The organism is Caballeronia arvi, assembly GCF_001544695.2.
Lineage (GTDB): Bacteria > Pseudomonadota > Gammaproteobacteria > Burkholderiales > Burkholderiaceae > Caballeronia > Caballeronia arvi.
Window position 1 is genome coordinate 13,579 of the sequence record NZ_FCOM02000043.1, and the last position, 24,880, is coordinate 38,458.

24 protein-coding genes and 5 tRNA genes are annotated in these 24,880 nt (G+C 63.8%); 23 read left to right on the forward strand and 6 right to left on the reverse strand.

Annotated features, from left to right (window positions below):
• Positions 1-2 precede the first annotated feature (2 nt).
• The 10 genes from AWB74_RS31740 to AWB74_RS31785 all read left to right on the forward strand — a co-directional run bounded on the left by AWB74_RS31740 (position 3) and on the right by AWB74_RS31785 (position 10,162).
• Positions 3-1,226, forward strand: coding sequence for an IscS subfamily cysteine desulfurase (locus tag AWB74_RS31740; RefSeq protein ID WP_061125501.1), 1,224 nt, complete (start codon positions 3-5; stop codon positions 1,224-1,226).
• Between the two features lie 59 nt (positions 1,227-1,285).
• Positions 1,286-1,714 carry a Fe-S cluster assembly scaffold IscU gene (iscU, locus tag AWB74_RS31745; RefSeq protein WP_061150583.1) on the forward strand — a complete coding sequence of 143 codons (429 nt, stop codon included), beginning with the start codon at positions 1,286-1,288 and terminating at the stop codon, positions 1,712-1,714.
• A 62-nt stretch (positions 1,715-1,776) separates the two neighbouring features.
• Positions 1,777-2,100, forward strand: coding sequence for an iron-sulfur cluster assembly protein IscA (iscA, locus tag AWB74_RS31750; RefSeq protein WP_061125475.1), 324 nt, complete (start codon positions 1,777-1,779; stop codon positions 2,098-2,100).
• Between the two features lie 83 nt (positions 2,101-2,183).
• Positions 2,184-2,714: a Fe-S protein assembly co-chaperone HscB gene (gene hscB, locus AWB74_RS31755; RefSeq protein WP_061150584.1), complete on the forward strand. Its 531-nt coding sequence runs from the start codon at positions 2,184-2,186 to the stop codon at positions 2,712-2,714.
• Between the two features lie 36 nt (positions 2,715-2,750).
• Positions 2,751-4,616, forward strand: coding sequence for a Fe-S protein assembly chaperone HscA (hscA, locus tag AWB74_RS31760; RefSeq protein ID WP_061150585.1), 1,866 nt, complete (start codon positions 2,751-2,753; stop codon positions 4,614-4,616).
• Positions 4,617-4,643: 27 nt separating this feature from the next.
• Entirely contained in the window at positions 4,644-4,985 is a 342-nt protein-coding gene (gene fdx / locus AWB74_RS31765; protein ID WP_061150586.1) for an ISC system 2Fe-2S type ferredoxin, read from the forward strand.
• A 14-nt stretch (positions 4,986-4,999) separates the two neighbouring features.
• Positions 5,000-5,197: a Fe-S cluster assembly protein IscX gene (gene iscX / locus AWB74_RS31770; protein WP_061150587.1), complete on the forward strand. Its 198-nt coding sequence runs from the start codon at positions 5,000-5,002 to the stop codon at positions 5,195-5,197.
• A 347-nt stretch (positions 5,198-5,544) separates the two neighbouring features.
• Complete coding sequence (locus AWB74_RS31775; protein WP_061150588.1) at positions 5,545-8,361, forward strand: xanthine dehydrogenase family protein molybdopterin-binding subunit; 2,817 nt, start codon at positions 5,545-5,547, stop codon at positions 8,359-8,361.
• Positions 8,358-8,930 (forward strand): (2Fe-2S)-binding protein, encoded by a 573-nt coding sequence (locus AWB74_RS31780; RefSeq protein ID WP_061150589.1) that lies wholly within the window; start codon positions 8,358-8,360, stop codon positions 8,928-8,930. Before AWB74_RS31775 ends, AWB74_RS31780 begins: the two co-directional genes overlap by 4 nt.
• Positions 8,927-10,162, forward strand: coding sequence for a c-type cytochrome (locus AWB74_RS31785; RefSeq protein WP_061150590.1), 1,236 nt, complete (start codon positions 8,927-8,929; stop codon positions 10,160-10,162). The genes AWB74_RS31780 and AWB74_RS31785 overlap by 4 nt, the downstream gene beginning before the upstream one ends.
• 55 nt (positions 10,163-10,217) lie before the next feature.
• On the opposite strand, the gene AWB74_RS31790 is transcribed toward AWB74_RS31785, so the two are convergent.
• On the reverse strand, positions 10,218-11,159 hold the full coding sequence (locus tag AWB74_RS31790) for a patatin-like phospholipase family protein (RefSeq protein WP_061150591.1): 942 nt from the start codon (positions 11,157-11,159) through the stop codon (positions 10,218-10,220).
• 217 nt (positions 11,160-11,376) lie between these two features.
• On the opposite strand from AWB74_RS31790, the gene gltX reads away from it, so the two are divergent.
• The 7 genes from gltX (at position 11,377) to AWB74_RS31825 (ending at position 14,363) form a co-directional block, all read left to right on the forward strand.
• Entirely contained in the window at positions 11,377-12,786 is a 1,410-nt protein-coding gene (gene gltX, locus AWB74_RS31795) for a glutamate--tRNA ligase (RefSeq protein ID WP_061150592.1), read from the forward strand.
• A gap of 161 nt (positions 12,787-12,947) precedes the next feature.
• Positions 12,948-13,023, forward strand: a tRNA-Ala gene (locus AWB74_RS31800).
• A 165-nt stretch (positions 13,024-13,188) separates the two neighbouring features.
• Positions 13,189-13,264, forward strand: a tRNA-Glu gene (locus AWB74_RS31805).
• 69 nt (positions 13,265-13,333) lie between these two features.
• Positions 13,334-13,410: transfer RNA gene (locus AWB74_RS31810), tRNA-Asp, on the forward strand.
• A 95-nt stretch (positions 13,411-13,505) separates the two neighbouring features.
• Positions 13,506-13,581: transfer RNA gene (locus AWB74_RS31815), tRNA-Glu, on the forward strand.
• A gap of 69 nt (positions 13,582-13,650) precedes the next feature.
• Positions 13,651-13,727: transfer RNA gene (locus AWB74_RS31820), tRNA-Asp, on the forward strand.
• Between the two features lie 171 nt (positions 13,728-13,898).
• Entirely contained in the window at positions 13,899-14,363 is a 465-nt protein-coding gene (locus AWB74_RS31825) for a GNAT family N-acetyltransferase (protein ID WP_061150593.1), read from the forward strand.
• 21 nt (positions 14,364-14,384) lie between these two features.
• Here the strand turns inward: AWB74_RS31825 and AWB74_RS31830 are convergent, their stop codons facing one another.
• Positions 14,385-15,227, reverse strand: a complete 843-nt coding sequence (locus tag AWB74_RS31830) for an AraC family transcriptional regulator (protein WP_061150622.1) — start codon at positions 15,225-15,227, stop codon at positions 14,385-14,387.
• 148 nt (positions 15,228-15,375) lie between these two features.
• Between AWB74_RS31830 and AWB74_RS31835 the strand changes: the two genes are divergently transcribed.
• Positions 15,376-15,792 carry a gamma-glutamylcyclotransferase family protein gene (locus AWB74_RS31835; RefSeq protein ID WP_061150594.1) on the forward strand — a complete coding sequence of 139 codons (417 nt, stop codon included), beginning with the start codon at positions 15,376-15,378 and terminating at the stop codon, positions 15,790-15,792.
• Between the two features lie 132 nt (positions 15,793-15,924).
• Here the strand turns inward: AWB74_RS31835 and AWB74_RS31840 are convergent, their stop codons facing one another.
• Positions 15,925-16,170, reverse strand: coding sequence for a hypothetical protein (locus AWB74_RS31840; RefSeq protein WP_061150595.1), 246 nt, complete (start codon positions 16,168-16,170; stop codon positions 15,925-15,927).
• 266 nt (positions 16,171-16,436) lie between these two features.
• The gene (locus tag AWB74_RS31845; RefSeq protein ID WP_235024759.1) at positions 16,437-17,069 is read right to left on the reverse strand and encodes a YdcF family protein; all 633 of its coding nucleotides are present in this window, start codon (positions 17,067-17,069) and stop codon (positions 16,437-16,439) included.
• Positions 17,070-17,433: 364 nt separating this feature from the next.
• Between AWB74_RS31845 and AWB74_RS31850 the strand changes: the two genes are divergently transcribed.
• Positions 17,434-17,745: a hypothetical protein gene (locus AWB74_RS31850; protein WP_061125461.1), complete on the forward strand. Its 312-nt coding sequence runs from the start codon at positions 17,434-17,436 to the stop codon at positions 17,743-17,745.
• A gap of 227 nt (positions 17,746-17,972) precedes the next feature.
• Here AWB74_RS31850 and AWB74_RS31855 read toward each other — a convergent pair whose 3' ends face one another.
• Positions 17,973-18,230 (reverse strand): hypothetical protein, encoded by a 258-nt coding sequence (locus tag AWB74_RS31855; RefSeq protein ID WP_061150596.1) that lies wholly within the window; start codon positions 18,228-18,230, stop codon positions 17,973-17,975.
• 246 nt (positions 18,231-18,476) lie between these two features.
• Positions 18,477-18,878 (reverse strand): transposase, encoded by a 402-nt coding sequence (locus tag AWB74_RS31860; protein ID WP_061125459.1) that lies wholly within the window; start codon positions 18,876-18,878, stop codon positions 18,477-18,479.
• A gap of 410 nt (positions 18,879-19,288) precedes the next feature.
• Here AWB74_RS31860 and AWB74_RS31865 point away from each other — a divergent pair, with 410 nt between their 5' ends.
• The 4 genes from AWB74_RS31865 (at position 19,289) to rluB (ending at position 24,861) form a co-directional block, all read left to right on the forward strand.
• A complete protein-coding gene (locus AWB74_RS31865) occupies positions 19,289-20,203 on the forward strand; it encodes a LysR family transcriptional regulator (protein WP_061150597.1) in 915 nt (304 codons plus the stop codon).
• Positions 20,204-20,276: 73 nt separating this feature from the next.
• On the forward strand, positions 20,277-21,518 hold the full coding sequence (locus AWB74_RS31870) for a pyridoxal phosphate-dependent aminotransferase (protein ID WP_096032039.1): 1,242 nt from the start codon (positions 20,277-20,279) through the stop codon (positions 21,516-21,518).
• Between the two features lie 332 nt (positions 21,519-21,850).
• The gene (gene scpB / locus AWB74_RS31875) at positions 21,851-22,837 is read left to right on the forward strand and encodes an SMC-Scp complex subunit ScpB (RefSeq protein WP_061150598.1); all 987 of its coding nucleotides are present in this window, start codon (positions 21,851-21,853) and stop codon (positions 22,835-22,837) included.
• Between the two features lie 131 nt (positions 22,838-22,968).
• On the forward strand, positions 22,969-24,861 hold the full coding sequence (gene rluB / locus AWB74_RS31880) for a 23S rRNA pseudouridine(2605) synthase RluB (RefSeq protein WP_061150599.1): 1,893 nt from the start codon (positions 22,969-22,971) through the stop codon (positions 24,859-24,861).
• The last annotated feature ends 19 nt before the right edge of the window (positions 24,862-24,880 follow it).

A 24,880-nucleotide genomic window follows, 5' to 3' on the forward strand; every position in this document is an offset into this window, starting at 1 on the left:
TGATGAACAACGATATTCCCCACCTGCCCATTTACATGGACTACAGCGCGACGACCCCCGTCGATCCGCGCGTGGTGGACAAGATGATCCCGTATCTTCGCGAGCAGTTCGGCAATCCGGCTTCGCGCAGCCACCAGTACGGCTGGGATGCGGAGCGTGCAGTCGAGGAAGCGCGCGAGAACGTCGCGGCGCTGGTCAACTGCGATCCGCGCGAGATCATCTGGACCTCGGGTGCGACGGAATCGGACAACCTCGCCATCAAGGGCGCGGCGCACTTCTACAAGAGCAAGGGCAAGCACATCATCACGGTGAAGACCGAGCACAAGGCCGTGCTCGACACCACGCGTGAGCTGGAGCGCGAAGGCTACGAAGTCACGTATCTCGACGTGAAGGACGACGGCCTCATCGATCTGGAAAAGTTCAAGGCGGCGATCCGCCCGGACACGATCCTCGTCTCCGTGATGAGCGTGAACAACGAGATCGGTGTGATCCAGGACATCGAGGCGATCGGCGAGATCACGCGCGAGAAGGGCATCATTTTTCACGTCGATGCGGCGCAGGCCACCGGCAAGATCACGATCGACCTGCAAAAGCTGAAGGTCGACCTGATGTCGTTCTCGGCGCACAAGACGTATGGCCCGAAGGGTATCGGCGCGTTGTACGTGCGCCGCAAGCCGCGCGTGCGTATCGAAGCGCAGATGCACGGCGGCGGTCACGAGCGCGGCATGCGTTCGGGCACGCTCGCGACGCATCAGATCGTCGGCATGGGCGAGGCGTTCCGCATTGCGCGTGAAGAAATGGCCACCGAAAACGAGCGCATCCGCATGCTGCGCGATCGCTTGCTGAAGGGCTTGCAGGACATCGAAGAGGTGTACGTCAATGGCGACATGGAACGCCGTGTGCCGCACAACCTCAATATCAGCTTCAATTTCGTCGAAGGCGAGTCGCTGATCATGGCGGTGAAGGATGTCGCGGTGTCGTCGGGTTCGGCGTGCACGTCGGCTTCTCTCGAGCCGTCGTATGTGCTGCGCGCGCTCGGCCGTAACGACGAACTGGCGCACAGCTCGATCCGCTTCACGGTCGGCCGCTTCACCACCGAGCAGGACGTCGACTATGTGATCAACCTGCTGAAGAGCAAGATCGCGAAACTGCGCGATCTGTCGCCGCTCTGGGAAATGCACAAGGACGGCATCGACATTTCGACCATCCAGTGGGCCGCGCACTGAGCGGAACATGAGCGCACCCGAAGGGCGCACGCGACACCGAATAAAGGAGAGTTTGAATCATGGCTTATAGCGACAAGGTTCTGGACCACTACGAAAACCCGCGTAACGTCGGCTCGTTCTCGAAAGACGACGACACCGTCGGCACCGGCATGGTCGGCGCGCCCGCATGCGGCGACGTGATGAAACTGCAGATCCGCGTCGGCGCGGATGGCGTGATCGAGGACGCGAAGTTCAAGACTTACGGCTGCGGCTCCGCGATCGCATCGAGCTCGCTCGTCACCGAATGGGTGAAGGGCAAGACGCTGGATCAGGCGCTGACGATCAAGAACACGCAGATCGCCGAGGAACTGGCGCTGCCGCCGGTGAAGATCCACTGCTCGATCCTCGCGGAAGACGCGATCAAGGCCGCAGTGGCGGATTACAAGCAGCGTCATGGCACTGCCGCGCCGGAAGCGTCGGCAACCGAAGCCAAGCAGGCTGCAGCGTAATGTGGACGAGGGCGCCGGGCACGGCGCCCCGACGAAGTGAAGCGCGAAGAGAAGCGAAGACTATGGCAATCACGTTGACGGATAAAGCGGCACAGCACGTGCAAAAGTATCTGACGCGGCGCGGCAAGGGCGTCGGCCTGCGGCTGGGCGTGCGCACGACGGGCTGTTCGGGTCTGGCCTACAAGCTCGAATATGTCGACGAGCTCGCGCCTGAAGACACCGTGTTCGAGACGGCGGGCGTGAAGATCATCATCGATCCGAAGAGTCTTCCGTATCTCGACGGCACCGAACTGGACTTCGCCCGTGAAGGCCTGAACGAGGGCTTCAAGTTCAACAATCCGAACGCGAAGGACGAGTGCGGCTGCGGCGAATCGTTCCGCGTATGACGTGGAAAGCGCCGGCGGTATCGGCAAAAGAGGCGGCGCGTGCCGCCTTTTTCATTCGCGCACACTGAAACCATAGACTTAGCATGGCCTCGCTCACCGACAGTCACTTCGATCTCTTCCATCTGCCGCCGACCTTCGCCGTCGATCAGCAGAAACTCGACGACGCCTATCGCACCGTGCAGGGGCAAGTGCATCCGGACCGCTTCGCCGCGGCCGGCGATGCCCAGAAGCGTCTCGCGATGCAATGGGCGACGCACGCGAACGAGGCGTATCAGACGCTGCGCGATCCGCTCAAGCGCGCGCGCTACATGCTGAAGCAGCGCGGCGTCGATGTCGACGCGGAAAACAACACTGCGATGGAACCGGCCTTTCTCATGCAGCAGATGGAATGGCGCGAAAATATCGAAGATGCGGCGGGCGCGAAGAACATCGGCGCGCTCGAGGCATTGCTCGACGAACTGCGTGACGAAGAGCGCGTGCGCTTCACGAAGCTCGAGGCGCTCATCGACAGCAAGTCGGATCAGGCGGCGAGCGAGGCGGTGCGTCAGTTGATGTTCATCGAACGCGTGGCGACGGAGATCGGCGCGCAGATCGAGCGGCTCGAACACGCTTAAAGACGCGTCGGCTGCGATAACCCCATAAGACCAACGATGGCTTTACTGCAAATCTCAGAACCCGGCATGGCGCCGGCGCCGCACCAAAGGCGCGTGGCGGTCGGCATCGATCTCGGCACGACGAATTCGCTCGTCGCGGCCGTGCGCAACAGCGTGCCCGAAGCGCTGCCCGACGAAGACGGCCACGTGCTGCTGCCGTCGGTCGTGCGCTATCTGGAGAAGGGCGGACGGCGCATCGGCCGGACCGCGAAGGAAGAAGCGGTCGTCGATCCGCGCAACACGATCGTTTCGGTGAAGCGCTTCATGGGCCGTGGCAAGAGCGAAGTCGAGGGCGCGGAGAACGCGCCGTACGATTTCATCGATGCGCCCGGCATGGTGCAGATCCGCACCATCGACGGCGTAAAGAGTCCCGTCGAAGTGTCCGCGGAGATTCTCGCGACGCTGCGTTATCGCGCGGAAGACACCCTCGGCGAGGATCTCGTCGGCGCGGTGATTACAGTGCCCGCCTATTTCGACGAAGCGCAACGTCAGGCGACGAAGGACGCGGCGAAGCTCGCCGGTCTGAACGTGCTGCGGCTCCTGAACGAACCGACCGCGGCGGCGATCGCCTACGGCCTCGATAACGGCGCCGAAGGTCTGTACGCCGTCTACGATCTGGGCGGCGGCACCTTCGATCTGTCGATCCTGAAGCTCACGAAGGGCGTCTTCGAAGTGCTCGCGGCGGGCGGCGATTCCGCGCTCGGCGGCGACGATTTCGATCACGCGCTGTATCGCCATGTCGTGGAGCAGGCGGGCGTCAAGATCGACACGCCGGAAGACGTGCGTCTGATGCTCGATCGCGTGCGCACGGCGAAGGAAGCGCTGTCCTCCGCGCCCGAAACGCGCGTGCAGGCCACGCTCACGACGGGCGTCGAAATCGATGTTGCCGTGACCGAAGCGCAATTCGCCGCGCTGACCGAAGCGCTCGTCACGCGCACGCTCACGCCGACGAAGAAGGCGCTGCGTGACGCGAAGGTTGCGCCCAAAGATATCAAGGGCGTCGTGCTGGTGGGCGGCGCGACTCGCATGCCGGTGATTCGCCGCGCGGTCGAGGGCTTTTTCGGCCAGCCGCCGCTCGTCAATCTCGATCCGGATCAGGTTGTCGCGCTCGGCGCGGCGGTTCAGGCCGATCTGCTCGCGGGCAACCGTCGCGGAGAAGGCGACGACTGGCTGCTGCTCGACGTGATTCCGCTGTCGCTCGGCGTCGAGACGATGGGCGGCCTCACCGAGAAGATCATCCCGCGCAATGCCACGATTCCGACGGCGCGCGCGCAGGATTTCACGACGTTCAAGGACGGCCAGACCGCGATGGCGATTCACATCGTCCAGGGCGAGCGCGAGCTGGTCTCCGACTGCCGTTCGCTCGCGCGCTTCGAGCTGCGCGGCATTCCGCCGATGGCGGCGGGCGCGGCGCGCATCCGTGTGACCTATCAGGTCGACGCGGACGGGCTGCTTTCCGTGTTCGCGCGCGAGCAGATCTCGGGCGTCGAGGCGTCGGTGGTCGTCAAGCCGTCGTACGGACTCGCGGACGACGAAGTCGCGCGCATGCTCGAAGAAAGCTTCAAGACGGCGGAAACCGACATGCGCGCGCGCATTGCGCGAGGCGCAGGTGGAAGCGGAGCGCGTCTCATCGAGGCGACGCATGCCGCGCTCGAAACCGATGGCGAACTGCTCGACGACGACGAGCGCGCGCAGATCCAGACGCTCGTGGCCGAACTCGCGGCGATCGCGAACGGCGATTCGGTCGAAAAGATCGAAGACGCCACCAAGACGCTCGCCACCGGCACCGATGAATTCGCGGCGCGCCGCATGAACAAGAGCATTCGCCGCGCCCTTGCGGGCCGCAAGCTCGACGACGTCTAAATCACCTCATTCGAGAATCACGAAAACATGCCTCAAATCGTTGTGCTGCCTCACGTGGAGTTGTGCCCGGACGGTGCGGTGATCGACGCCGACCTCGGGAAGAGCATCTGCGACAACCTGCTGGACCACGGCATCGAGATCGAGCACGCCTGCGAGAAATCGTGCGCGTGCACGACGTGTCACGTCATCATCCGGGAAGGCTTCAACGCGCTCGAGCCGTCCGAAGAGGACGAGGACGATCTGCTCGACAGAGCGTGGGGTCTCGAACCGACATCGCGGTTATCATGTCAGGCAATGGTGCCTGCCGACGAGGATCTGGTGGTCGAGATCCCGCGGTACTCCATCAATCACGCCAAAGAAAATCACTGACAGGAGGCTCGCCCATGAAGTGGACGGATACTCAAGATATCGCGATGGCACTCACCGACGCGCATCAGGATATCGATCCCCAATATGTGCGTTTCACTGACCTGCATCGCTGGATCACGGAACTGGACGGCTTCGATGACGATCCGGAAAAGTCCAACGAGAAGATTCTCGAGGCGATCCAGGCGGCCTGGATCGAGGACGCGGACTATTGATCCGTCGATCGCGGATTTTCAGCGCCTGCTCAGAAACGGCGGCTTCGCAAGAAGCCGCCGTTTTGCTTTTGGCGCGCCTCCGTCGTCTCCAGAACGCCTGCGTTCTTCTGACACTTCCAATTTGACGAAACTTGACGCCCTGAGCGTTGTTGTCGAAGTGTCCCGCACTTAGAATCGCGACCGCTGCAACTTGGCAAGAAAGTGCCAGGCATTCATTCGTTGCGCGATAGCCGACCCGGCTCCGCAACACAATTTTGCATTGCAAATCAATCTCGCGTTCGCGATCGGGCGACGTGAGGCCGAGTCGCGCGCAGACGGCCTTCGGGCGATCACTTGAGGAGAAATTCATGGGGAAACCCGGCCTGTCCCGGCGCGGCTTTCTGAAAGCGGGCGCGCTCGCTGGCGTTTCGGTGTTCGTCGCGCCGCTCGGCAGCCGTGCGTTCGCCGCGTTGTTCGAAGAGAAGATTCTGACGCCCGTTCAATGGGATGCGAAGAACGGCGACGCGCGATTCCGCATCGACGGCATCGCGAAAGTGACGGGCGCAAAGGTGTTCGCGCGCGACATCCGCGCATCCGACATGCCGCATTGGCCGAAGGAGCAGTCGCACGCGCTGATCCTGCGTACGACGCTCGCGGACCGCATCTACGAAGGCTTCGATCTGTCCGTGCTCGATGCGGCCGGCCTCGCGCCGGATCGCATCGTCACCGCCGATGTCCTCGCGCGCGACCAACTCGCGTTCCCGGCCTTCTACGGCGACGACATGCTGCTGCCCACGGGCAAGACGCCCGCGTATCTCGGGCAGGCCGTCGCGATGCTGATCTACCACGACTTCGCGCGTTTTCGCTTTGCGAAGGAAAAGCTCCAGTTCCGCGATGGCGTGATCCGCTACGGCGCGACGACCGGACCGCTCGAGCGCGATCCGTGGGCTGCGTTCCGCTTCGTGCGCGTCGGCGGCAAGACGCCTTATGACGACGACACGTTCTCGAGTCTCAAGGACACGCCGCTCTTCCCGCACATGATGAAAAAGCGCGAGCCGGTCTGGGCCGATGCTGACGAGCACGGCAAGCTCGACGCGCAGGGCGCGTTTCACGCACAGCAGATCGCGGATGCGCTCGAACGGCCATCGGAAGACTGGCTCGTCGTCGATCGCCGCTATCGCACGCAATCCGTCGATACGGCCGCGCTCGAGCCGGACAACGCGAACTGCTGGTACGACGCGGCGACGCAATCGCTGCACATGGTCGTCCCGACGCAGGGACCGAGCGAAGTGACGCAGAGCGTCATCGAGATGACGTCGAAGTCGCATTTCCCGGTGAAGAAGCTGTTCCTGCATCCGTGCTACACGGTCGGCTACGGCTCGAAGGACCACTACAACATGCCGTACTACGGCCTCGTCGCGGCGATGTACGGCGACGGCCGCCCGGTGCGGCTCGCCAACGACCGCTTCGAGCAGTTTCAGACGTCGATCAAGCGTCACGCGTTCGACATGCGCTATCGCATGGCGATCGACAAGAAGAGCGGCCTGATTCGTGCGTTCAAGGGCGATTTCGAGGCGAACGGCGGCGGCCGCTGCAACTTCTCGCCCTCGGTCGCGATGGTCGGCGCCACCGCGGCGCAATCGATCTATTACATTCCGCAGAGCGATCTGACTGCGGTCGCGACGGCCTCGCGCGCGGTCGACGCCGGCTCTGCGCGCGGCTACGGCACGCTGCAAAGCATGGCCGCCACCGAAATGATGATCGACGATATCGCGGAGCAGCTCGACATCGATCCGATCGAACTTCGGCTGAAGAACGTGTTCCGCACCGGCATGAAGAACACGCAAGGCGCGATTCCCGCCGGCGTGCTGCGCGCCGAGGAAGTGCTGAAGAAGGCGCAGATTCATCCGTTGTGGACGGAGCGTGCGAAGCGCAAGGCCGAGTACGAGGCCGCGCATCCTGGCAAGCGTCATGGCGTGGGTTTCTCGTGCACGCAAAAGGATTTCGGCACGGGCGCGGAGAGCGCGTTCGCCAGGGTCGAATTCGGCGCGGACGGCCGCATCTCGCTGTTCCATTCGGGCGCGGAAATCGGTACGGGTTCATCGACGTCGCAGGCGCTCGCGGTCGCGAAGTGGCTGGGCAAGCCAGCCGTCGACGTCCACATGGCGATCACCGACTGGTCCGATCTGCCGGTCGTATCGAGCGGCGATCCGTACATCATGTCGCAGGCGGAGCAGGATCGTCTGAGCGCGAATCCGCGCTGGTCGCCGGCCTACGCATCGCCCGCCAGCGCGACGAACTCGGCTTACTACTACACGCACGCCACGCGTGAAGCGGCGCGCGTCGTATTCCGCCAGGGCCTCTGGCCGGCCGCGATGGCGATCTGGGGGCAGGGCATCGGCGGTGGTCAGGCCACGTCGTTCGTCGTGCGCATCGAGGATGCGCGCTGGATCGACGGCACGCTCTCCGCCGGCGGCATGGCGCCGCTGCCCTTCGAACAGCTCGCGAAAAAGGCGCACGAGCTCGGCCTCGTCACCGGTGCGACGGTGCACACGTTCAACCGCTGGCAGTGGAGCGAGGCGCTGTTCGATATCGCCGGCAGCGCGGAGCGTCTGCCGATCGACGGTCTTTCGGTACGACTGGACGCAGGCAAGAACGGAAAGGTCACGTCGAACGGCTACACGGTGCTCGATCGCAAAAAGGTGTTCATCGCGCCGGTGAGCCGCAACAATGCGGCCGTCACGTACTACAGCGCGCTGGGCACGCTCGTCGAACTCGCCATCGACGAAGCGAGCGGCAAGGTCGAACTGCTTTCGCATCACTCGATCTTCGAGTGCGGCAATCAGCTCTCGCCCGCGCTCGTGTCGGGTCAGGTGCAGGGCGGCATCGCGATGGGCATCGGTCACGCGCTGCATGAGTATCTGCCGCTCTACGAAGACGGCCCGGGCAACGGAACGTGGAACTTCAACCGCTATCACCTGCCGCTCGCGAGCGACGTCGCGGTGTGGGCGCAGACCAGCGAAGTCCTGCCGCCGCTCACCGAAACCGATCCGCCGAAGGGCATCGCCGAAGTGGTGATGATTCCCGTCGTCGGGGCCATCGTCAACGCGATCGCGCATGCGATCGGCCATCGCTTCACCGATCTGCCGGTGACGCCGAAAAACATTCAGGAGGTGCTCGCATGACGGCCACCCAATCCGCCGCGGGCATCGAATCGCGCGCGCTCTCGATGACGATCAACGGCGCGAAGATCGGGCCGATGCAGGTGCCCGCCGGTCTGCCGATGATCGATTTTCTGCACGAATATCTCGGGCTCACCGGCTCGCGTCTCGGCTGCGGGCAGGGCATCTGCCACGCGTGCGTCGTGATCGTCGACAAACCCGACGGCACGAGCGAGGAAGTGCGCACGTGCATCAACGGCGCGCATGTCTTCGACGGCAAGACCGTACGCACCGTCGAAGGCCATGCGAAGCGCAACGAGCAGGGCGAGGTCGTCGAAATGTCACCGGTGCAGCAGAAGTTTCTGGAGCACTTCAGCTTCCAGTGTGGCTATTGCACGCCGGGTTTCGTCAACGCGACGACGGTGCTGATCGAAAAGCTGAAGCGCGATCCGATCACGAAGGACCGGATCGAGGCGACGATCATGGACGCGCTCAACGAGCACATCTGCCGCTGCACGGGCTATGTGCGCTACTACGAAGCGGTGAAGGATCTCGTGCTCGCCACGCCCGGACTCGTGAAGGACGCGGCATGACGAGATCGATCCTGAAGCACTTCCTTGCGCCGCTCGCCGCCGTGTCCTTCGCGCTTGCCGGTTGCGGCGGGCACAACGACGCCGCGACATCGCCGAAGAACTCGCCCGAACAGATCACGCGCGGCCGTTACCTCGCCCAGGCCGCCGATTGCGCCGCGTGCCATACCGCGCAAAACGGGGCGCCGTTCGCGGGCGGCGTGAAGCTCGAATCGCAGTTCGGCACGTTCTATGGCACCAACATCACGCCTGATCCGAAACACGGCATCGGCACGTGGAGCGCCGATGATTTGTACGGCGCGCTGCACGATGGCGTGGCGCCGAAGCACAAGCTGTATCCGGCGATGCCCTATACCTCGTACCGGCAGATGTCGCGCGAGGACAGCGACGCGATCTACGCCTATCTGATGGCGCAAAAGCCCGCGCCGGCGCCGAACGTCGCAGCCGATCTGAAGTTTCCGTACAACGTGCGCTTCGCCGTGCGTTTCTGGGACATGCTGTTCCTGAAAGACGCGCTGCCGGATGCATCGTCGGGACAATCCGCCGACTGGACGCGCGGGCGCTATCTCGCCAACGCTCTGGGTCATTGCGCGGAATGCCATACACCGCGCGGCGCGTTCGGCCAGATGCAGGACGCGAAGACCTTGCAGGGCGGCGAACTCGGCCGTATCGGCGCGCCGGACATCACGCCCGCCGCGCTGGCCGCGCGCGGCTGGACGGGCGCGGACCTGCAGGCGTTTTTCGCTACGGGCTTCGCGAAACAGGGCTCCGCGTTCGGCGAGATGCATCCCGTGGTCTATCTGAGCACGCAGCATCTGAGCGAAAACGACTCGCGCGCGCTCGCGACGTATCTGCTCGGCGACGCGCCGCCCAAACCCGCGCCGCTCGTCGCCGCAAAGGTCGACGATCCCACGCAACTCGCGGCGGGCCGCAGTCTTTACCTCGATTCCTGCGCCGGCTGTCATGGCTTCGATGGTCAGGGCAAGCCGCACGTCGCGGTCGCGATGGACGGTAACTCGACCTTGCGCCAGGCGGATCCGCGCAACCTGATCGTGTCGATGCTCGACGGCATCGAGGCGCAGCGGTTCCCGGGTCTCGAGAACATGCAGCACATGCCGGGCTTCGCGGGCACCTACACCGACGAACAGATCGCGCAGCTTGCGAACTATCTGCGCGCGACGTGGGGCGGTCAGCCCGCCGACATAAGCGCCGACAAGGTGAAGTCGCTGCGCTAAAACGATCGAGGCCACGCAATTGCGTGGCCTCGTCGCTTTCAAAGCAGCAAATGGATCAGACCCGTGCGCCGCTTTCCGCCAGTTGACGTTGCAGCGTCGGCCACATCTTCGCGACCGCTTCCTCGCCCGCAAGAATCGATGCGTTGCGCTGACTGAAGTCGCTGCTGCTCATCGCGGCGAGATTCGGGCGGATCACCGCGTTCGCGTACTTGTCGAGCTCGTAGGCCTTGATCGTCTGACCCATGATCGTGAAGGTCTGCATCAGCACATCGAAGGAGCTGGACGTGAGCCCGCTTTCCGGACGCGCGGAGATATCGACCGCGATCACGAAGTCGGCGCCCATCTTGTGCGCGAATGCCGCCGGCACCGGACTCACGAGACCACCGTCGACATATTCGCGGCCGCCGATCTTCACCGGCTCGAAGATCGACGGCACACTGCACGACGCGCGCACCGCGACGCCCGTGTTGCCGCGCTGAAAGAGAATCGGCTGGCCGCTTTTCAGATCGGTGGCGACGATGCCGAGCGGTTTCGCCATCTTCTCGATCGGACGGTTGTCGAGCGTCTTGTTCAGGTAGTTTTGAAGCGCCACGCCCTGCAGAATCCCGCGCGCGCGAAAGGGCATCGCCCAGTCGCTGATCGATGCTTCATCCATCGTCAAAGCCAGCTTGTTGATCGCGATGCCGTTCATCCCCGACGCGTACAGCGCCGCGATGACCGAGCCCGCGCTCGTGCCCGCGACGAGATCGACCTGCACGTTGCGCGCCTCCAGCGCCTTGATCACGCCGATATGCGCGAAGCCACGCGCGGCGCCGCCGCCGAGCGCGAGCCCGATGCGCGGCGGACGCTGCGGTTCGGTCTTCGGCGGCGCGGCCGGCGTGCCTGATGCGGTGTCGCCCGAGATGCCCCCGCGCGTGGTGGTGCAGGCGGCGAGAACGGACGATGCGGCCGCGAGCGAAAACGCGCGGCGCGAAAGACGGGGTGACGATGAACTCAAGATGTGCTCCGGCGATGCAGCGGACCCGGTCGGCCTGTCCGTGCGGGCTTTGCAGGCGGGCGTCCCGGGAGATCGGGAAAAGCGCGCACATCATAAAACAAAAGGCGACCCGGCCGACACAAAGCGGGCGGCGAGTATAATTTCGTCTCATTTTGAGCGGATTTCGAGCGCGATTCGAGCAAGACAGCGCGCGCCGCCCTCCATCGAGCAAACAGCAATGACCACCCAAGTCCGTACACGCTTCGCACCGAGCCCGACCGGCTTCATCCATCTCGGCAATATCCGCTCCGCGCTTTATCCGTGGGCGTTCGCGCGCAAGATGAAGGGCACTTTCGTGCTGCGCATCGAAGATACTGATCTCGAGCGCTCCACCGATGCATCGGTCGATGCGATCCTCGAAGGCATGGCGTGGCTCGGCCTCGATTTCGACGAGGGCCCGTTCTATCAGATGCAGCGCATGGACCGTTATCGCGAGGTCGTCGCGCAGATGATGGAGAAGGGTCTCGCCTATCACTGCTACATGTCGACGGAAGAACTGGACGCATTGCGCGAGCGTCAGCGCGCCGCGGGCGAGAAGCCGCGCTACGACGGCACGTGGCGCCCGGAGCCGGGCAAGGTGCTGCCGCCGATTCCGGAAGGCGTTGCGCCCGTCGTGCGCTTTCGCAATCCGCTGACGGGCGCGGTCGCGTGGGACGACGCGGTGAAAGGGCACATCGAAATTTCGAACGAAGAACTCGACGATCTCGTGATCGCCCGCCCCGACGGCACGCCGACTTATAACTTCTGCGTGGTCGTCGACGATCTCGACATGAAGATCACACACGTCATTCGCGGCGACGATCACGTGAACAACACGCCGCGTCAGATCAACATCCTGCGCGCGCTGGGCGGCGAGGTGCCGGTCTACGCGCACTTGCCGACCGTGCTGAACGAGCAGGGCGAGAAGATGAGCAAGCGTCACGGCGCGATGAGCGTGACGGGTTATCGCGACAACGGCTTTCTGCCCGAAGCGGTGGTGAACTATCTCGCGCGGCTCGGCTGGTCGCACGGCGACGCGGAGATTTTCTCGCGCGAGCAGTTCGTCGAATGGTTCGATCTCGAGCATCTCGGCAAGTCGCCGGCGCAGTACGACCACGACAAGCTCAACTGGCTGAACGCGCATTACATCAAGGAAGCGGACAACGAACGGCTCGCGGAACTGACGAAGCCGTTCCTCGCGCAGGCGGGCATCGACGCCGCAGCGATCGATGGCGGCGCGCCGCTCGATCAGGTGATCGGGCTGCTGAAGGATCGCGCATCGACGGTGAAGGAAATCGCCGATAACGCCGCGATGTTCTATCGCGAGCCCGTCATTGCTCCGGACGCCTTTACCCAGCATGTCACCGATGCGGTGCGTCCGGCCATCGCGGACTTGCGTGCGGCGCTTGCAAGCGTGGAGTGGACCAAGGAGGCCATCTCGGCGGCGCTCAAGTCTACGCTCGCCGCGCACAAGCTCAAGATGCCGCAACTCGCGATGCCAGTGCGCCTGTTGGTCGCGGGCACGACTCATACGCCGTCGATCGACGCGGTGCTGATGCTGTTCGGCCGTGATACCGTGTTGCGGCGCCTGGAGAAGGCCGCGGGCTGATCTCGCCCAAACGGATGACTCGCCGGATCGCCATCGAAAGCGTCGGCGCGTCATCCATTGCGCGCGATCGCGAGAACCGAGGCAAGAAAATTTCGCTTCAGTCGTCAGACAGTATTTACAACTTCAAAAACGCCCTATACAATCTCGTTTCTGTTCTGCAAGGGGGTATAGCTCAGCTGGGAGAGCGCTTGCATGGCATGCAAGAGGTCAGCGGTTCGATCCCGCTTACCTCCACCAAAGAACAGATGAAGTAGCGCAAAGTTGTTCTCCGGAAAACTCGGAAGGCGCAGAAAATACTTCACAAGTAGCGCGAAGTTGTATAGAATTTTGGTCTTCGTTGATCGGCGGCAAGTAAGTGAGCAGATCTTCGAATTCGTAGTAAAGACAGATACACAAGTTTCTGTCCCCTTCGTCTAGAGGCCTAGGACATCACCCTTTCACGGTGAGTACAGGGGTTCGAATCCCCTAGGGGACGCCAGAACATCGGCGGCTGCTAGAAAAGCGCTGCAAAGCTCGCGGGTGACACCGCGAACCGATGGAAAGAAGTGGAGCGGTAGTTCAGTTGGTTAGAATACCGGCCTGTCACGCCGGGGGTCGCGGGTTCGAGCCCCGTCCGCTCCGCCAACACTTGCAACTGGAATTGCGAGCAGGAACACTCCGGCTACTGAGAGCCGGTTTTTTTTCGCCGCGGCCGGGTTGCAGGTTGGATAGAAGTTGAAGTCCCCTTCGTCTAGAGGCCTAGGACATCACCCTTTCACGGTGAGTACAGGGGTTCGAATCCCCTAGGGGACGCCAGAATATCGGCGGCTGCTAGTAAAAGCGCTGCAAGTTCGCAAACGGCACTGCGAACCGATGGAAAGAAGTGGAGCGGTAGTTCAGTTGGTTAGAATACCGGCCTGTCACGCCGGGGGTCGCGGGTTCGAGTCCCGTCCGCTCCGCCAATATGTTGTGAAAAATCCAGCCTCCCGGCTGGATTTTTTTTGTCCCGCCCATTTTCGGCTCATTTCCCGATCGCCGGATTACACATTCCATCCACACCCTGACGTCATAAGGCCATTGCCAGCCTGCGCGCGCTGCCTTAGTGTTTAGGCACTTGTTCTCGTGCCCGTGCGATGCTCGACCCGACCGAAGATCTCTCGCTCTATCAACTGCGCCAGGCGATCATGGCGGACTTCGCCTTCGCCGAAGCGCTCACGCACGACAACATGGTCGGTTACTACCGGCGTCACAATCTCGTCTGGCGCGGCGATCTCTTTCTCTGTAGCTGGCGCGAATCCGAAAATTTCATCCTCGAGGCCGACGGCACGCCGATCGGCGTAATGCGTGTCACCGAGGAAGACAATTCGCTGCATATCCGCGACGTGCAGATCGCGCAAGGATTCCGCGGGCGCGGGGCGGGCACATTCCTGCTCAATACAGCGCATCGCTGGGCGAGGGCGCGCGGGCTGGCCGAATGTCAGCTGCGCGTGTTCGTCGATAACCCGGCGGCGCGTCTCTACATGCGTCTCGGCTACCGACCGGCGGGGCCGCGTCTCGCGCAGCTCGGCGCGATCCGTCATATGGTCCGGCGCGTCTGAGCGAAGCGCATCGCGTGCGTGCTATGCGCCGTCGACATCGCGCCCATCGCGGTTGTCGCCGCTATCGCGTGCAAAAAATGCGCGCGGGCTTTCGCCGAACGCGCGGCGAAACATCGCGGAGAAGGCGCTTTGGCTCTGGTATCCCAGTTCGCGCGCCACTTGCGCGAGCGGACGGCCCTGGCTCAGCAAGGGAATGGCGCGCGCCAGCACTGCTTGCTGGCGCCATTGCGAAAAACTCACACCCAGTTCACGCCGAAAGAGCCGCGCGATAGTGCGCGTGCTCGCGCCGGCTTCCGAGGACCATCGCTCCAAATCGGAATGTGACGGATCGGCGAGCACGGCGTTGCACAACGCGCGCAGGCGCTTCTCATTGGGCATCGGTACGGATAAAGGCAGTGGTTGCGATCGGATGATTTCATCGAGCGCGAGCGTGCCGAGCAGCCGTTCGCGTTGACGGGAGATCGATTCTTCGTCGAGCGCGGCGATCACCTCGCGCAAGAGCGGCGACACCTCGACGACCCGGCACGCGCCAAGGCCCGCCGGCACGACGCTCGCATCGACGTAAAGTGTGCGGAGATAGGCGTCCTCGACGATCACGACCTCATGCGTGACATTGGGCGGCACCCAGATCGCGCGCGAGGGCGGCACCATCCAGGTCGAATCGACGGTCGCGACGCGCAGCACACCGCGTGACGTATAGGCGACCTGCGCCCACGGATGCGTATGCAGCGCGATCCGCACGCCGTACGGCACCGGCCGCGAGCGCACGCGAATCGGGTGATCGAGCGTCGGCGAATGTTCGACGGGAATATCGAGATGCTCGACTTCCTCGCTCGACGATCTCGATTCGACAAACGTAGCCATGTTCATTCGGGTCGATGGGTTTGATGCGTCACCACGCGCCGATGGTAGCCGAAAGCGCGAGCCCTGGCGCGCGACGACATGGCGCTGCGATTTTTGCGCAGCGCATAATGCCGTTCATCACCTTCGAGCGACTGGAGCGCCTTTTTCGATGCAATACGTCTTTGTCTACGGCACGCTGCGAGCGGGCGAGGCCAACGATATCCGCCATGCGGCCGAGCGGCACGCCATCGCTGCGCCCGTCTGGATCGGCGCTGCGCATGTCCGGGGGCGGCTCTTCGACTTCGGTACTTATCCGGGACTCGTGATCGACGACGAGGGTGCGCCGATCCGCGGCGACGTCTATCGGATCGAAGACGCGCTCGTGCCCGTCCTCGATGAGATCGAAGACGTGTATCCGGGCGTGGAAGGGTTATTCCGCGCGCATCGTCTGCATATCGAGGTGGAGATCGAGGGGCAGAAAGATCGGATCGACTGCCTGATTTATCCGGTTGCGGCGGCGGCCGTTTCCGGTTTGCCGCGCATCGAGAGCGGCGACTGGGTGACGCATCGCGCAGCGCGTGTGTGAAGTCGAGTACGTCATCGCCTAAAAAACGCTCGCGCCGCCCTGGAGTCGATGCGTCGACTCCAGGGCGGCGTGAATGACCCCGTGCCTGAGCACGTACAGCAGTAACAGCGAATGTCGGGGTGAATGTCGGGCTTATTGGCTCGAACCGGACATCGGCTTGCTCTGCTGCTTCTTGTGATGCATCGATTTGTGCGAAGGCGCCTGCGTGCGCATGCTTTGCGCGTTGTCCTGCTGCGTTTGGAGGGTTTGCGCGCGCGATTCGATGTCTGCGATCTTGGCGGGATCGGTGCTCATCGTCACGCCCTGATCGCTCTGGGCGTAGGCGCCCGACGCGACCGCGCTGAGGGACAAAAGAACAGCCAGGGACACTTTCTTCATTGTTACCTCCTAATAGTAGTTGAACCCGGGAATCGCCCGTCCGATCCGGTGGAACGACGCATGCAGCCTGAGCAAGAATCGCTCCCGCTGTTGCGCGAGCCGTCACCGCAAATGCTGCGCGTGACGATCAGACACTCTCAATCATAAGCCCGGAATCGGGCAGCGGTGTGTCGTGCGTTCAATTGAAACCAGTTATTCGTGATCATGCGCAATGCTTTGGGTTACTTCAGAGTGCTTAGCATTGCGCTTGTTCGACCGAGGCTGGTTCAATAGAGATGCAGCCAGCGATACACATCGAAGCGCGCAAGTCCGACGAGTTCGTGCATCGCTAGCTCGCTGTTTGCAAAGCCTCGTCTGCGCGGCAAGAGTGTGACGCGGTTGTGGCGCACGTCCGACACGTAGGGCACGGGCGCATAACCGAATGCTTCGAAAGCGCGCAGCGAGCGCCGCATGTGGTACGCGGATGTGACGACGATCAAACGGTTGTCATGTGAAGGGCCCACAATATCGGCCACGTTACGGGCATTTTGGTATGTATTGAGGCTCCGGTTCTCGCGCACGAGATCGCCCGCAGCGACGCCCAGCGCGAGCACGTAAGGTGCGTAATTGTCGGCTTCGGCCTGCCCGTGATCCTGCGGATCGCCGCCGCTCAGGATCACCTTGCAGGATGCGCCGGTTTCACGGCACTGCCGATAGAGCGTCGCCGCGGCGGCGATGCGCGGCATCGCATCGGACTTCGGAACGAGTCCCGAGGCATGGCGCGCGGTGCCGGCGCCCATCAGCACGATCGTCGTCTGCGGCGCGAACGTCGGCATGTCCGTATGACGATAGCCGCGCTGGGCGAGATCGAGCAGAGGGTTCGTCAGCCAGCCCGCGCCGATAGCCCATGCGAGCGCCACAAAGACGATGGCAATTTGTGCGCGGCGTGTCCGCCACAGCGCAAATAGTGCAAAAAAAAGCAGCAATAAAGTGAATGAAACCAATTTGATTGGGGTAACGTATTGGTTTTAGGACAATTCGTTCCGTCATCGCGTGCTTCGGAACGCATCGGCGGGGTGTCGCAGCAAAGCGCGTGATCAGCGCGCTGTCAACGGGGGCTTGTAATAGAAAGCAGCACCTAACGCAAGCGGCGGCCAAACATTCGACTGCAAGCCATGAGTTCGCCTCGCAGACGAAATTCGGCGCGTCGCGTTTAGTCGACGTCGCGGACCGTCTTGCGACCGTCACGAGCGTCGTCATGGCTGCACAGGAAGAAAGAACGAGATGACCACGTATTCCAACGAAGTTGTACTCGAAGCACTTCGCCGAGCGCAGTATCGTCAGGTTCCCTGGGCGAAACGCCCCAATGTCTTCGATCTCTTGCGCGCGCTCGGACTGCTCGAGCTCGCCCGGCAGCGCACCGTGGCGCCCGCGCCCGGATTCCATGCACCGGTCGATATCGCGGTGGTCACCGAACGCGGCAAGCAGGAATTCTCGCGGCTTTCCCGCGACGAGCGCTCCACCGACTGGGACTTGCGCCGCGCTGAGCGCTATACCTTCGGCGGTCAGGAAGCGGTTCTGGAGGCGCGAGTCTGACACTGCCGGTTCCCGGTTGATGGTCGACGTTCAAGTCGAGGGAGCATCGTCGTCGGACGAAAGATGCCGACAGACGGCCTACATAGGTGGAAATCAAAAAAAAGCCCGTATCGCGAAGGACACGGGCAGACCGGATCTCACTGTTGCCATGCTGTGCTCATGGCATAGGGTGTGACTGACGTGCGCCGGAGTGGTTCCGCGCAATGTGCGCAATCGTGCCAGCGCGCTCAATGATGCCGGGAACGCGCGTCGCGCTCCGAATCCGGACGTGCGCGCACGTTGCTCGCGATGTCGCCGCGCAGATCACCGCGCGGAGCAGGCGGCGCCGCATCACGATTGCGGCCGACATTCTGCGATGCGGCCATCGACGCCTTCGTACTCACATGGAAATCGGATGCCGGAGGCGGCGGCTGGGCCTGGCTCATCGCCGCGGTGCTCGTGAGCGCGACAAAGGCGCCATTGACGAGCAGTGTCGATGCCTTCATGGCGAAATCCTCGAAGCCTTCGTGAGGCTTGTTCGATCAACACCACGCTAAGCTTCGATCCGCAGAAGCGCTGTAAGGAATAGTAAAGAGTTGTTTCGTCCGGGACGTGCCGCGCTTCGCCGTGTTAGGCGAAATCAGGGCCATCGAATTCGGAAGGGGGCGAGGATCGCGCAGGCTGCAACTCGCGCGAGAGGTGAAATGCCGAACGAAACCGGCGATCGCCGGTTTCGGTGCAAGCGAACTCGCTCAGGCCATCTTGGCCGGCGCGCGCCACGATTCCGGATTGGTCCAGAACGCGCCACGCAAGCGGTCGCGGCTCGGCGGCGCCGGCGGCTTCGCAGCGCTCGATCCGATCCGACCGCGCAGCGACACCTCCCGGCCGTTGCCGGAAAGGCGCTTCACGATCTCGGCCAGCGTGCCATCCGCCTGCCATTCATCGAAGCGGCGGCGGCAGGTCGGTGGCGACGGATATCGCCCGGGCAGCTTCGACCAGCCTTCGCCCGTCGACAATACCCACAAGACCGCATTGACCACGGCTCGCGCCTCGACGCGCGGACGCCCGCGCCGTTCGCTACGCGCCGGTTCGGCACAGAACAATGCCTCAACTAGCGCCCACTCGTTATCTCTCAAATCGTCGAACAGCACCATATCTCACCTCAGCGAAGCTAACCCCGGTGCGCTGCCCCGCGCCGCGCACTCTGGTCGGAATCCGTTGAACGAATACCAGGGAAGGTCGGAGCGGTAGCGGCGGACGATGTTCGATGTAACCGCGTTGACTCCGACTTCTGTGCGCAAGGAAATGCGAGAACCGTGCCATGCATGTCGCGAAATCCGGGAAACCCGCATGGCAGTAGGCTGACGCGATGCCAGCATGGCCCGTATCAGACCCGAAACAGACTGATTAAGAAATCGGGACAATCACCAATCAAGTGCAATAGGCCCATCTGACGTGCGTTTGCGCAATCTGCTGCACTGCAGCGAAACGTACGTTCGCGCGTCAAGTCCGATCAATGCTCGTTACAATGTTCATCAAACAAAGTCGTTGATGAGATATCGGAATGAATGCGCCCTTTAACGTGACGTTGCGACAATTGCGCGTCTTCATCGAAGTATCGAGGCTGCGCAGTTTCAGCCGCGCGGGCGACGAGATCGGTCTCACGCAGTCGGCGGTCAGCCGTTGCGTGCGCGAGCTCGAAGGAGAAATCGGTCTCAAACTGATCGACCGGACGACCCGTGAGGTCCAACTGACCGACGTGGGCGCGAATCTCGTCGGCACCGTATCGCGCCTTCTGGCCGCCCTCGACGAAGCGCTGCGCGAAGTGCGCGATCTCAGCCAGCAGCGGCGCGGGCGCGTGATCGTTGCGGCATGCCCGACCGTCGCGTGCCGGCTGATGCCGCGCGTCATCGCGTCCTGTCTGCAGCAGTTCCCGCTGATTACCCTGAGCCTGCGCGACGACGTGCAGTCGGACGTCTTGCGCAAGGTGAAATCCGGCGAAGTCGATTTCGGTGTGGTGATCGGTCCGTTTTCGTCGGATGAATTGCACGGCGAGCCGGTGATGACCGATTCCTTCTGCCTCGTCGCGCGGCGCGATCATCCGCTCGGGCGCAAGTCCGCCGTGCCGTGGGAAGCGCTCGCCGGCGAGCGCCTCGTGATGCTCGATCATGCGTCGGGCAGCCGGCCGATCATCGACGCCGTCATGCAGAAGCACGGCGTCGAAGCCCAGGTGGTTCAGGAACTCGGACATTCGGCGACGGTGTTCGGGCTCGTCGAGGCGGGCGTCGGCGTGAGCGTGTTGCCGTGGCTCGCGCTGCCGCTTCCGGCGGACTCGTCGCTCGTCGCTCTGCCGATCGAGCCGCGCTCGGAGCGCACCGTCGAACTCGTGCGGCGGCGAGATCGCTCGCTGTCGCCCGCGGCGGAATCGGTGTGGTCCCTGATCGCATCGCTGCCGAGGCGTGCGGAAGACCTCGGATGAGGCGGTTTCGCGTCTCGAAAAGACGCCACGCGCGTTAGACTTCTTTTTTTAAGACAAGTCGACGGGGCGGGCGATGAGTGAATCGGAAGGAGCGGTGGTCAGCGAACTGCATCAACTTGCGGGCGCGCATGGATTCGGCGCGCCCAATGCGCGTGACGCCGTGCGTGCGTTGCGGCCGTCGCAGATCCGCGAGGTGGCGAACGCGGGCTTCGGCGTCGCCGACGTGCTGCCGTTCTGGTTCGGGGAATCGGATCGCGTGACGCCGCCGTTCATCCGCGATGCCGCGAGCCGCGCACTCGCCGACGGCGCCACCTTCTACACGCACAACCTCGGCATTGCGCCGCTGCGCGAATCGCTCAGTCGCTACGTGAGCGCGCTGCACGGCGCGACGACGCGCGAGCACATCGCCGTGACCAGCGCCGGCGTGAACGCGCTGATGCTGGCGGCGCAACTCGTCGTCGGCGCGGGAGACCGCGTCGTCGCGGTGACGCCGCTCTGGCCGAACCTCGTCGAGATCCCGAAGATTCTGGGCGCGAGCGTCGACACGGTCGCGCTGATCTATGGCCCGGGCGGCTGGACACTCGATCTCGAGCGCCTGCTTGCCGCGCTCACGCCGGGCACGCGCATGCTGATGATCAACTCGCCGAACAACCCGACCGGCTGGACGATGACGCGCGAGCAGCAGCGCATCGTGCTGGAGCATTGTCGGCGTCACGGCATCTGGATCGTCGCGGATGAAGTCTACGAGCGCCTTTATTACGACGATGGCGCGCCCGGCCAGGCGGCGCCGTCGTTTCTCGATCTTGCCGGGCGTGACGAGCGCGTGATCGCGGTGAATTCGTTCTCGAAGGCGTGGCTGATGACCGGCTGGCGGCTCGGCTGGCTCGTCGCGCCGACGCAACTGATGGACGATCTTGGCAAGCTCGTCGAATACAACACTTCGTGCGCGCCGTCGTTCGTGCAGCAGGCGGGCGTCGTCGCGGTCGAAGAGGGCGAGCGCTTCACGCAGGCGCTCGTCGCCGATCTGCGCGCGAGCCGCGATCATCTGGTGAAAGCCTTGCAGTCGATCGAGGGCGTCGACGTGCGCACGCCCGACGGCGCGATGTATCTGTTTTTTGCGCTGCCGGGCGCGCAAAACAGTCTCGAGCTGTGCAAATCGCTCGTGCGCGAAGCCGGCCTCGGGCTCGCGCCGGGCAGCGCGTTCGGTCCGGAGGGTGAAGGCTTCGTGCGCTGGTGCTATGCGTGCGATCCCGCGCGGCTGGATGTGGGCGTCGAGCGTCTGCAGCGCTTCCTGGCGACCCGCGGTATCGTCTGAGTAGCAGGAAGGGCGTCGAGTGAGCCGGGCGCGGATGAATCGATCACCTTTACGCACCGGTTGTTTTTGCGTAATATGGCGCTCAGTCACGCGCTTTCGCCTATGAAAGCGCCACCTCGTCCGGCTGGGATGGCCCGGCGTTCGCTCACCGATCGCCCGATACCGCCTCTCCCCGGTGCGTGCTCCCAATCAATATGACCGATTACAATCGGGCGAGCGCGTCTTGAAACTCCGCGTCCAGCTTTATCGTTCGCACCATTTTGGTAGCGTTCGGTCCTGCGCAAGCTCGATTTGAATTGAATCATTGACCATACAGGGTTGACTCAAGCTGCATGAATACCCAAGAGGCGAAGATCGTCCTCGAGACTGCTTTGATTTGCGCGCAGGAACCGCTGAGGCTGAATGAATTGCGCAAGCTGTTCGCCGACGACATTTCGGCGGATACCGTTCGCGTGCTGCTCGAAGCGCTCAAGGCCGACTGGTCGGGCCGCGGCGTGGAACTGGTGGCGCTCGCTTCGGGCTGGCGCTTTCAGAGCAAGCCCGCGATGCGGACCTATCTCGACCGGCTGCACCCGGAGAAGCCGCCCAAGTATTCGCGGGCCGTGCTCGAAACGCTCGCGATCATTGCGTATCGGCAGCCGGTGACGCGAGGCGATATCGAAGAGATCCGCGGCGTGACGGTGAACACGCAGGTCGTGAAGCAACTGGAAGACCGTGGCTGGATCGAGGTGATCGGTCATCGCGACGTGCCGGGCCGCCCGGCGCTCTACGCGACGACCAAGCAGTTTCTCGACGACCTCGGCCTGACCGCGCTCGACGAGCTGCCCGCGCTGGACAATCCGTCGGCGCAACTGGAAGCATCGCTGCTCGCGCAGCATTCGATCGAATTTCCCGACAGCGTAGCGGGCGACGCGCAGCCGGCAAGCCAGCCGCAAGAAGCGTTGGTCGACGGGGAACGCGATGCCGCCGCGCCGGTCAACGCGGTTGAAGCGGCAGCATCGATCGAAGCCGGAGCGTCCGGCAGCGATGAGCGCGCGGCGAGTGTTGCCATCGGGCAAGAAGAGACAGAAGAACAGCAGGAAAGACTCGGAACGGAACATGCGGATGCGCAGGATGAGCGCGCCGCATTGCCGGCCGGGATTCACGCGCAGCCGTCGGGCGTCGCGCAAGATGCGCATGAAGCTCACGAGGCTCGCGAAGGGCATGAAGCGTTCGCCGCGCCCCTGCCAATGCCGCGTGAAGAGCAAGAAGACACGAGTCCATCGAACGACGACGAACTGGACGACGACTCCGAAGAACCGAAGGCGCGCCGCGCCTGATTCAGTTTGCATGGCCCCTGATTTTGCAATCCGGCTCTCCATAAAGATCATTTCGAGACGACGAGCCGGTGCAATCAGCGGATTTTTAGACGCGCCCGCGACGGGCGCGCGATTCGACATTTGAGGTTGTTTTGACACACTCCCACGACAGCGATTCGCCTGAATCCGCGCGCCCCGTGCACGCCGCGGACGCACCTGAGTCGGCCGACGCCGGCGAACGCACGCGTACCGACCGCACCGAGGAGGGCGGCGAGGGCGATGACCGTCCGCGTCGCGGACTGCGCCGCGGGCCGCGCAGCCTGATCGCACGGCGGCGCGCTGTCGCGAAGACCAAGGGCGCCGAGGGCGCGCCGGAGACGCCGGGCGCAGTAAACGAGACGCCGCCCGATGGCGTCGTCGCCGCGCAGGTGCGTACGCCGCGCAAGGATCCGAACGGCAAGCCGCGCAAGAGCGAAGGGGCGAATCCGCGTGGCCGCAAGAATGCGCGCGCCGAAGCCGCCGAAGTCAGCGCGGATATCGCCGGCGAAGCGGTTGCGCAGGCACCCGCGTCCGCACCGCGCGAGGGCGGTCAGCGTAAGAGCCCGCCGCAGCAAAAGCGCGGCAAGCAGCGCAACGACGCGGGACCCGCGACGGTCGAGAGCGCGGCCGCTGCCGCCGTCGACGACGTGTTCGCCTACGTGACCTCGCCGGCCTTCGACGCCGACAACGGTTCGGGCGTGCGCGCACCGATGCTGCGTCGCGGCCGCAACGCGCCTCAGCAAAAGCGCGTGCTGGAACCGGACGAAGACGCGCCGAAGCTGCACAAGGTGCTCGCCGATGCGGGCATGGGCTCGCGCCGCGACATGGAAGAACTGATCATCGCCGGCCGCGTGTCGGTGAATGGCGAGCCCGCGCACATCGGCCAGCGCATCATGCCGACCGATCAGGTGCGCATCAACGGCAAGCCGCTCAAGCGCAAGCTCGCGAGCAAGCCGCCGCGCATCCTGCTGTATCACAAGCCGACGGGCGAGATCGTCAGCCACGCCGACCCGGAAGGCCGTCCTTCCGTGTTCGACAAGCTGCCGTCGATGAAAACGGCCAAGTGGCTCGCGGTCGGTCGTCTCGACTTCAACACTGAAGGCCTGCTGCTGCTCACGACGTCCGGCGATCTGGCGAACCGCTTCATGCATCCGCGCTACAGCGTCGAGCGTGAGTACGCGGTGCGCGTGGTCGGCCAGTTGTCGGAAGCGATGAAGCAGAAGCTGCTGAAGGGCGTCGAGCTCGACGACGGCCCCGCGAATTTCCTGCGTATTCAGGACGGCGGCGGCGAGGGCACGAATCACTGGTATCACGTCGCGCTGGCGGAAGGCCGCAATCGCGAAGTGCGCCGCATGTTCGAAGCGGCGGGCCTCATGGTGAGCCGCCTGATCCGTACGCGCCACGGTCCGATCGCACTGCCGCGCGGGCTGAAGCGCGGCCGCTGGGAAGAGCTCGAGGATAATCAGGTGCGCAGCCTGTTGGCGTCGGTCGGGCTGAAGGTGCCGACGGCCGAGAAGGGCGGACGCAGCTCTGCGCCGCGCGTGCAACCCGATCCGATGCAGACGTCGATGGGCTTCATCACGCGTGAGCCGGTGCTGAGTTCGCATTCGCGCATGACGCAGCAGCAGACGCCGGGACGCGGCGGTCGGCGCGGTCAGCCGGGCGGTGCTACTTCCGGCGGCTTTGGGCTTGGCGGCATGGGCGGTTTCGGCGGTAACGCGGGCGCGGGCAATGCCGGCGGCATGGGCCGTCGCGGCGGCCGTGAACCGAACGGCAACCGCATCGGCAATGAGCCGAATGGGAATCGTGCGACTGGCGCCCGTCCGGGTCCGCGCGGCGCACGCCCGCAAGGCGCACCGCAGGGCATGGGCGGCGCGGGCAAGCGCGCGAGTGGCGGCAACGCGCAGCGCGGCAATCGGCAAGGCGGTGGTGCGCAGCAAGGCGCAGGACAAGGCAAGGCCGGCGGCGCCGGCCGCGGCGCGCGCAATCGCTCGCGCGGCCGCTGAGCGCGCAAATCATAAAGAA